We start from the raw sequence: 9,194 nt of genomic DNA on the forward strand, positions 1-9,194 counted from the left end.
AAAAAGGGCCGGGGGAGAAAACAACAAAAACCACACCCCCCCCCCCCCCCCCCCCCCCCCCCCCCCCTCCCCCCCCCGCCTCCCCTCCCAGGAACGTGGGATTTCCGATGCGTCCTTCCCTGCTCGCCCTCGCCATAGGTGCCTTCGGCATCGGGACCACCGAGTTCGTCATCGTCGGTCTGCTCCCGAACGTCGCCGAGGACCTGTCCGTGTCCATCCCCTCCGCCGGCATGCTCGTCACCGGGTACGCCCTCGGCGTGGTCGTCGGCGCACCGCTGATGACCGCGGCCGGCGCGCGGCTGCCACGCAAGACCATGCTCGTCGTGCTCATGGCCCTCTTCATCGCCGGCAACCTGCTGTGCGCCCTCGCCGGCGACTACACCGCCCTCATGGGCGGCCGGCTGGTCGCCGCCCTCACACACGGCGCCTTCTTCGGCATCGGGTCCGTCGTCGCCGCCGACCTGGTGGCACCCGACCGGCGGGCCAGCGCCATCGCCCTGATGTTCACCGGCCTCACCCTGGCCAATGTGCTCGGCGTACCGCTGGGCACCTTCCTGGGCCAGCAGTTCGGCTGGCGCTCCACCTTCTGGGCCGTCACCGGCATCGGCGTCGTCGGACTGCTCGGCCTCATCACCCTGGTCCCGGCGCAGCCGCGGCCGCAGAGCGGAGCGCTGCGCGCCGAACTCGCCGTCTTCCGCAAACCCCAGGTGTGGCTGGCACTGACCACGACGGTCCTCGGCTTCGGCGGCGTCTTCGCCTCCTTCACCTATCTCGCGCCGATGATGACGGAACTGGCCGGCTTCTCCGACGGCGCGGTCGCCTGGCTCCTCGTCCTCTTCGGCGGCGGGCTGTGCGTCGGCAACGTGCTCGGCGGGCGGGCCGCCGACCGGGCCCTGATGCCCAGCCTGTACCTCATCCTGGGCGGACTGAGCGTCGTGCTGGTGGTCTTCACCTTCACCTCGCGGGCCGCCCTGCCCGCCGCGATCACCCTCGCCGCGTTCGGAGCGATCGGTTTCGCGACGGTGCCCCCGCTCCAGGCACGTGTGATGCAGCAGGCCGCCGGGGCTCCGGCCCTCGCCTCCGCGGCGAACATCGCGGCCTTCAACCTCGGAAACGCCCTCGGAGCCTGGCTCGGCGGCCTCGCCGTCGCCCACGGCCTGGGCTGGACCTCGCCGACCTGGATCGGCGCCGGCCTCGCCGCCGCCGGCCTGGGTACCGCGGCGCTCTCCGGCCTGCTCGACCGCCGGAGCGCCGGGAGGCCCCCGCTGCCCACGGCGACGCCCGTCGCGGCAGCACTCCGCGCCGAAGCACTTCCCGCTGAACCACTCATCGAACAGAAGTCGAGGTAGACCCATGAACGGTGTCGATCGCCGGACCATGCTCAGCCGCGGTGCGGCCGTCGTCGGAGGCGCGGCGGTGGCCGGCGCACTGGCTGGTCCCGCGGCGGCCGCCGCGTCCCCCGCGCCCTCCGGCGGCCCGGCCGCCGGGACCGGATCAGTCGTCAAGCCGGGCGATCCGCGCTATGAGTTGCTGACCACCGGAAACAACCAGCGCTTCGTCGCACGCCCGGACTACATCAAGATGGTCCGCTCGACCGCGGACGCCGAACGTGCCCTGAGAGACGCCGTCCGGGCGGGCAAGCGGGTCTCGGTGCGCAGCGGTGGCCACTGCTTCGCCGACTTCGCCGCGCACCCCGAGACGGAGGTCATCATCGACTTCTCGGAGATGACGCACGTGGGGTACGACCCGGCGTTCCGGGCGTTCGTCGTCGAGGCCGGCGCCCGTCTGATCAACGTGTACGAGGCCCTGTACAAGGGCTGGGGGGTCACGATCCCCGGCGGTATCTGCTACAGCGTCGGAGCCGGCGGACACATAGCGGGCGGCGGCTACGGCCTGCTCTCGCGGGCCCACGGCCTGGTCGTCGACCACCTCTACGCCGTGGAGGTCGTGGTGACGGACGGGAAGGGCGGCGTCCGCACGGTCGTGGCCACCCGGGAGGACGACGACCCGCACCGCGAGCTGTGGTGGGCGCACACCGGCGGGGGCGGCGGCAACTTCGGCCTGGTGACCCGCTACTGGTTCCGCTCCCCGGGCGCCAAGGGCTCCGTCCCCTCCGAGCAGCTGATCTCCCCGCCGTCCACGGTGCTGGTGAGCGCCGTGGACTTCCCCTGGGAGCAGCTGACGGAGGCGAGGTTCACCCGCCTGCTGAAGAACTTCGGGGCCTGGCACGCCGCGAACAGCGCCCCCGACTCCCCGTACCGCCATCTCTCCAGCCTGTTCAACGTCAGTTCCAAGGCCCACGGCAGCATGGGGATGTTCACCCAGGTCGACGCGACGGTGCCGAACGCACGGAAGCTGCTCGACGACTACCTGGCGGCCATCACGGCCGGTACGGGCGTCACCCCGAAGGCGCTGACCCGCGCCACCGGTGAGCTGCCCGCGATGCCGCAGCTCGCGGAGCCCAGGACGCTGCCCTGGCTCCAGGCGACCCGGCTGGTCGGCGCCAACAACCCGACCATCACCAATCCCACCTCGCGCGGGGCGCACAAGTCCGCGTACATGAAGAAGAACTTCACGGACCATCAGATCGCGGCCCTGTACCGGTACATGAGCCGGCCGGACTTCACCAACCCGGACACCATGCTGGTGCTGTTCTCCTTCGGCGGCCAGGTCAATGCCGCGGCGCCGGACGCGACGGCGAACGCGCAGCGGTCCTCCATCTTCAAGATGTGCTTCCAGACCTTCTGGCAGGAGCAGAGCGAGGACGAGTTCTACCTGGGCTGGCTGCGCGGCCTGTACGAGGACTTCTTCGCGGCGACCGGGGGCGTCCCCCTGATCGACGACAGCACCGACGGCTGCTACATCAACTACCCCGACCGCGACATCACCGATCCCCGGCGCAACCGCTCCGGCGTGCCGTGGCAGACGCTCTACTACAAGGACAACTACCCGCGCCTGCAGCAGGTGAAGAGGCGCTACGACCCGTCGGACTTCTTCCGGCACTCCATGTCCGTCAAGCCCGCCCGCGGCTAGCCAGGGCCCCCGCCCCGCCTGCGTCCGCGCGGTTCACGAGCCCCGCACTCCGGTCTCCGGAGTGCGGGGCTCCTGTCGTTCCCCGGCCGGCTGTTCGAGTGGCCGGCGGCGTTCGTTGACTCCCCGGCCCGCTCCGGGAAAGCTGTGTCTTGGCCGGAAGAGGGCGCTGGAAAGCCCCTCGCAGTGAGACCCGATCCCCTGGCCGACACCCGAGAAACAGCCTTTCCGCGGCCCCGCCATGCCGCGTCCTTCCCCTGCCATGTCCTGGCTCGAATCACCCTCGTGAAGGAAGTAGAGGAAACCATGCGTTCCGTCGCCGTAGTCCTCGGCACCCGGCCCGAAGCCATCAAGTTCGCGCCCGTCATCCGCGCCCTCCAGGACGACCCGCGTTTCGAGCCCGTCGTGATCTCCACCGGGCAGCACCGCCAGATGCTCGACGAGACCCTCGACGCCTTCGGCCTCACCGCCGACGTCGACCTGAAGGTGATGGCGCCCAAGCAGACCCTCTCCCAGGTCACCTACCGGTCGCTGCGCGGCCTGGAGGACTACTTCGCCACCGCGCCCGCCGACGCGGTCCTTGTCCACGGCGACACCGCCACCACCCTCACCGGCGCCCTCGCCGGGTTCCACCAGCGGATCCCCGTCGTCCACGTCGAGGCAGGACTGCGCAGCGGCCGGCTCGGCTCCCCCTTCCCCGAGGAGGGCAACAGACGGCTCGTCGCCCAGGTCTCCGCCCTCCACCTCGCCCCCACCCCGGGCAACCTGGCGAACCTGCTGCGCGAGGGCATCGACGCCAACACGGTCACCGTCACCGGCAACACCGTCATCGACGCCCTGCGCTGGGCCAGCGGCCGCGCACAGAGCTACGGGGCGCCCGCCCTCGAAGACCTCGACCAGGACCCCAGCCGGGTCGTCCTGGCCTCCGCACACCGCCGCGAGGCGTGGCCGTACCTGCCGCAGATCGGGCAGGCCCTGGCCCGCATCGCCGACGAGCCCGGCGTCCGCGTCGTCGTCCCGCTGCACCGCAACCCGGTGGTCCGCGAGGCGCTGCTGCCGTACATCGGCAGCCACCCGGGCATCACCGTCGTCGACCCGCTGCCCTACCTCAGCTTCTGCAAGCTCATGGGCCGCGCCGACGTCATCGTCTCCGACAGCAGCGGCAGCCAGGAGGAGGGGCCCGCGCTCGGCAAGCCCACCCTGGTCCTCGGCGACGTCACCGAACGCTCCGAGGCCATCGTCGCCGGCACCGCCTGCCTCGTCGGAACCCGCACCGAAGGCATCGTCGCCCACACCCTGGAGCTGCTGCGCGACCGGGCCGCCTACGACCGCATGGCCAACGCCGCCAACCCGTACGGCGACGGCCTCGCCACCGAGCGCACCATCGCCGCGCTCGCCCACTTCTTCGGCATGGGGCCCGCCCCCGAGCCCTTCGTCCCCGAGACCGCCGTCGACGAGCTCAGCGTGGAACTCGCCCGTACGGCCGACTTCGCCCGCACCTGACCGCGACCGAGAGGAAGCCCCGCATGAGCGCCACCCCGTCCGCCATCGAACGCCCGCTGAACTTCAGCAGCCCGTACCTGAGGGCCGACCTCGTGCGCGACGCCGTGGACTACACCGTCGAAGGCCGCACGATCGTGGTCAACCCCGGCACCACCCCCGTCACCGTCGCCGAGGTACCCCGCAAGAGCATCCCCCCGCTCTCCTCGACGGTCCTCGCCGACACCCGCATCGAGAAGGCCGACGCGCTCCTCCTGCTGCGCCCCGCAGCGGAGGACGTCGAAATGACCGGCATCACCGCGGAACCGGGCTGGCACCACCTCGCCGACCTGCTCGGCCCCGGTGAGTTCGACCGCGACACCCCCCTCCACCGGAGCCCCCAGGACGAGATCAACACCGTCCTGTTCGACCCCGCCTACATCCTCGGCGAACGCGAAGCACCCCTGGACCAGCGCGAGTTCAACGTCAGGGCCAACCTCTGGTTCGCGCCCGCCGGCACCGACTGCTTCATCCACAACACGCACGACTTCATCGAGGTCCACACCCAGGTGCACGGCCTGGGGCGCATGCAGCGGTTCCGCGACCACGACCAGGCCTCCCTCTACCAGGACGTCCTGATGAGCCCGGGCTACACCACCCCGGACCCGTTCTGCGCGACGGGCCCCCAGTGCAGCTACCACTACCCGATGCACCAGTACCGGGCCGACACCGACTGCGTCTGGCTCGCCATCGAGTACCACCCCGTACCGCGCGCCCTGCGCACCCTGCCCGTCCCCACCTCCTTGGAGAACCACTGATGACCGCCACCGGCACGAACACCGAGACCGTCCTGCGCGCCCCGAAGTTCACCGCCGAGGTCGTCGCCGACCAGCTCCGCGACGGGTACTGGCTGGAGGCCCCCGACATCGACGGGGACGGCAAGCCCGACCTGTTCGGCTACGGGCTGAGGCTGGGCGAGATCTACTGGTACGCCAACGACGGCGAGTGGACCCGCCGCCTGATAGCCGACCGCATCAAGATGCCGGTGGGCGCCGACTTCGCCGACGTCAGCGGCAACGGCCACCCCGACGTCATCGTCTGCTACGACCTGTACGGCCCGATCGGCACGATCCACGACGCCAACACCGAGGGCGGCAAGATCGACTGGCTGGAGAACCCGGGCACCCCCGACAAGGACGAGTCCCGCTGGAAGCGGCACTACGTCGGCCGCGCCACCGGCATGCACCGCCTGCGCGCCGGCCACTTCACCCGCACCGACCGCCTCCAGATCATCGGCCTGCCGATCGTCGCCAAGGAGGACGTCCACGCCGTACTGCCGGTCGTGCTGTTCACACAGCCCGACGACGTGCACACCGCGGAGGAATGGCCGATGACCGTCATCGACGACAGCCACTTCCGGATGATCCACGGCGCCGAGAAGAAGCAGGGCCTGGTCCCCGGCTCCGACCTCGAGTCCCTGCTCCTGGCCTCCGACGAGGGCGTCACCTGGCTCTACTACGACGAGGCCCGCCAGGAGTGGATCCGCGAGCTGATCGGCACGGGCGAGCTCACGCAGTTCGAGCAGACCGGCTTCCGCGGCAGCGGCGACCTCAACGCGGGCCGGCTCGGGGACGACCCGATGGCGTACGTCGCCGCGATCGAGCCCTTCCACGGCAACACCGTCGCCGTCTACACGAAGGCCGCCGACGGCGGGGGCTGGAACCGCGTCCTGCTGGACGTGTACGGCGACCCCAACGAGAACGGCGAGGGCCCCGGCCACCAGATCGTCTGCGCCGACTTCGACGGCGACGGCGACGAGGAGTTCCTCGTCGCACTGCGCGGCCCGTGGCCCTGGCAGGGCGTCATGTACTACAAGGCCATCGACGCGGCCAACGGGGTCTGGGCGAAGTGGCGGGTCTCCGAGGAGTCCGTAGCCCGCATCGCCACGGCCGACTTCAACGGGGACGGCCGCCTGGACTTCGCCACCATCGCCTACTCCGTCCAGAACTACTACGTCGCCAAGGACGCCAAGCTCATGGTCTACCGCAACGAGATCCAGCAGTAGGCACCGGCCCACGCCCCACCGGCCCGTACCGCCGCGACGCCCTTCGCGCCGCCGGGACCCCGCACCGCACGCGGAGCACGGTCCCGGCGGCCGCCCCCTGACGAACCCTCTTCCGAAAGAGCGACCCCTGTGGCCTCCTCGAGCTCCTCCGAAACCGCCCGGCGGGCGAAACTGCCCTCGCTGACCGGCCTGCGGTTCTTCGCCGCCCTCCTCGTCTTCTTCTTCCACTCCTCCCTGACGGACTCGCCGATACCGCCGAACGCCCCGATCAACCCCTTCGCCGACGCCTCGATCGCCGACGGCTACGCGACGGCCTTCGGCAAGGCCGGATACCTCGGCGTCTCGTTCTTCTTCGTGCTGTCCGGCTTCGTCCTGGCCTGGGCCTCGCGTCCCGGCGAGCGCGTCACCGCGTTCCTCCGCCGCCGACTGCTGAAGATCTTCCCCAACCACGTCGTCGTCTTCGCCGCCGCGATGATCCTGTTCGCCGGCGCCGCCGTCACCAGCGTGGCCGACTGGCTGCCGAACCTGCTCCTGATCCACACCTGGTTCCCGCAGGCGACGGTCAACCTGAGCGTGAACCCGCCGAGCTGGTCCCTCGGCAGCGAACTGCTCTTCTACGTGCTCTTCCCGCTCCTGATCGTCCCGATCCGCAAGATCCGGGGCGCGGCCCTGTGGGTGTGGAGCGGCCTGATGGTCGTCGGCATGGTCGCCGTCCAGCTGGTCTCGACGTACATCGTGCCCGACACCCCGAAGTCGGCCATCACCCCCGTCTCCGACCTCCAGTTCTGGTTCGGCTACCTGCTGCCGCTGGGCCGCGTCTTCGAGTTCGCCCTCGGCATCCTGCTCGCCCGCGTCGTCCTGGCCGGACTGTGGCCGCGCCGCGTCGGCTTCGGCGCCGCCCTGGCCCTGACCGTCCTCGGCTACGCCGCCGCGCTCGTCGCCCCGTTCCAGTACGGCTTCGTCGTCGCGACGATCGTTCCCGTCGCCGCGCTGATCGGGGCCACCGCCCATGCCGATGTGGAAGGCCGCGCCACGTTCCTGCGCAGCCGGCCCATGGTCTGGCTCGGCGAGGTGTCCTTCGGGTTCTACCTCGTCCAGGGCGTCACGATCTTCTACCTGCGCTCGCTGCTCGGCGAGCAGACGTACAGCGTCCCCGTCGCCCTGCTGGTGATCGCCGGGTTCTTCTGCACCTCGCTGCTGGGCGGCTGGCTCCTCTTCCGCTTCGTCGAGATGCCGATGATGCGCCGCTTCGGCCGCAGCAAGCCCCGTGCGCGGCAGCTGCCGGACGCGGTGGCCGAGCCCTACGAGAGCCCGGCGCCGGTCCCCGCCACGACCGGCGGCCGCGCCGGCTGACCGGGCCCCCGCACGTCCTTCACCGCTCCCCGCCCCCGCCCGTGCCCGTGCCCGCGTCCGCATCCGCCGACGCGGGCTCCGGGCTGTCCTGCCCCGCGCCGACGGGGCCGGCGGTGAGGCTCGAGAGCATGCGCAGCGCCGCGTCGGAGGGCGAGGACTCGGGGGCGGTGTAGAGCAGCATCCGGTGGTTGGTGCCGTCGGTCAGGTGCAGGTTCTCGAAGTCGAGGGTCAGCGGGCCCACGACGGGGTGGTGCAGGTTCTTCGTCCCCACGGTGCAGTCCCGCACCGGATGCTTGGACCACAGCGTCGCGAAGTCGGGGCTCTGCAGCATCAGGGACCCGATGAGCTCGGCCAGCGCCCGGTCCTCGGGATTGCGTCCGGCGACCAGGCGCAGCGCCGCGAGCGCGACCCGGGCCTCGCTCTTCCAGTCCGTGTACAGCTCCCGGGTGTGCGGGTCGAGGAACAGCATCCGCGTCAGGTTGGGGCGTACCGCCGGGTCGTCGGGGCTCGCGGCGTCGAGGTGCCCGGCGAGCAGGGCATGACCCAGCGGGTTCCAGGCGAGCACGTTGTTGCGGCCGTCCAGAACCACCGCCGGGACCTGCGGCATCGCACCGATCAGCCGGCGCGTGGTGTCGCGCGCGTACTCGGGACGGGGCGACGCCGACCGCTTGGCGCGGGGCGGGCGGGCCAGGTTGAGCAGATGGGCGTGCTCGTCCGAGGTCAGCCGCAGGGCGCGGGCCAGGGCGTCGAGGACGCTGTCCGAGGCGTTCGTGCTCTGCCCCTGCTCCAGGTGCGTGTAGTACGTGATGCTGACGCCGGCCAACAGGGCCAGCTCCTCGCGCCGCAGCCCGGGCACGCGCCGCCGGGTGCCGTGGGAGGGCAGCCCGACGTCCTCGGGCTGGAGCTGGGCCCGGCGGGTGCGGAGGAATTCGCCCAGGGCGGTGGGAGTGTCCATGCGTTCCAGTGTGCCGGGGGAGGGCGCCGCACGCTGCCCGTAAAGGTGGCCCTGGCAGTGCTAGCCTGCCCGGCGCCAGCACAACCAGGGGGCTGGGTAACCCCCTCCGACCGGTCCAGAGTCGGTCCCGCAACACCTTGTTGCGGTGATCGAGAGGATGTGTCGGGATGTCGGTTGTCGAAAGTGCGCGTACCGCCGGGGGTACGGGGCCGGGGCCGGGGCCCGCCCGCCTGGACGGGCGTCTCAAGCTGGTCCTCGTGGTGCTGCTGGTGGCGCAGTTCATGCTGGCGGTGGATTTCTCGATCCTGAACG

Annotated in this window: 7 protein-coding genes; 6 read left to right on the forward strand and 1 reads right to left on the reverse strand. The window is 71.2% G+C overall.

Features of this window, described 5'->3' with window-relative positions; genetic code table 11:
• Window positions 1-107 precede the first annotated feature (107 nt).
• From ACZ6I1_RS34570 to ACZ6I1_RS34595, 6 genes are all read left to right on the forward strand, one after another.
• On the forward strand, window positions 108-1,349 hold the full coding sequence (locus ACZ6I1_RS34570) for an MFS transporter (protein WP_469293043.1): 1,242 nt from the start codon (window positions 108-110) through the stop codon (window positions 1,347-1,349).
• Window positions 1,350-1,353: 4 nt separating this feature from the next.
• On the forward strand, window positions 1,354-3,033 hold the full coding sequence (locus ACZ6I1_RS34575; RefSeq protein WP_469293044.1) for an FAD-binding oxidoreductase: 1,680 nt from the start codon (window positions 1,354-1,356) through the stop codon (window positions 3,031-3,033).
• A 303-nt stretch (window positions 3,034-3,336) separates the two neighbouring features.
• Window positions 3,337-4,533, forward strand: a complete 1,197-nt coding sequence (gene wecB, locus ACZ6I1_RS34580; protein WP_469293045.1) for a non-hydrolyzing UDP-N-acetylglucosamine 2-epimerase — start codon at window positions 3,337-3,339, stop codon at window positions 4,531-4,533.
• 23 nt (window positions 4,534-4,556) lie between these two features.
• Window positions 4,557-5,327 (forward strand): hypothetical protein, encoded by a 771-nt coding sequence (locus ACZ6I1_RS34585; RefSeq protein ID WP_469293047.1) that lies wholly within the window; start codon window positions 4,557-4,559, stop codon window positions 5,325-5,327.
• Complete coding sequence (locus ACZ6I1_RS34590; protein ID WP_469293049.1) at window positions 5,327-6,574, forward strand: FG-GAP repeat domain-containing protein; 1,248 nt, start codon at window positions 5,327-5,329, stop codon at window positions 6,572-6,574. Before ACZ6I1_RS34585 ends, ACZ6I1_RS34590 begins: the two co-directional genes overlap by 1 nt.
• Window positions 6,575-6,703: 129 nt before the next feature.
• Window positions 6,704-7,927, forward strand: a complete 1,224-nt coding sequence (locus ACZ6I1_RS34595; RefSeq protein ID WP_469293051.1) for an acyltransferase family protein — start codon at window positions 6,704-6,706, stop codon at window positions 7,925-7,927.
• A gap of 19 nt (window positions 7,928-7,946) precedes the next feature.
• On the opposite strand, the gene ACZ6I1_RS34600 is transcribed toward ACZ6I1_RS34595, so the two are convergent.
• Window positions 7,947-8,882 carry a helix-turn-helix domain-containing protein gene (locus ACZ6I1_RS34600; protein WP_469293053.1) on the reverse strand — a complete coding sequence of 312 codons (936 nt, stop codon included), beginning with the start codon at window positions 8,880-8,882 and terminating at the stop codon, window positions 7,947-7,949.
• Window positions 8,883-9,194 lie beyond the last annotated feature (312 nt).

It is taken from the genome of Streptomyces sp. NPDC046303 (assembly GCF_055588085.1).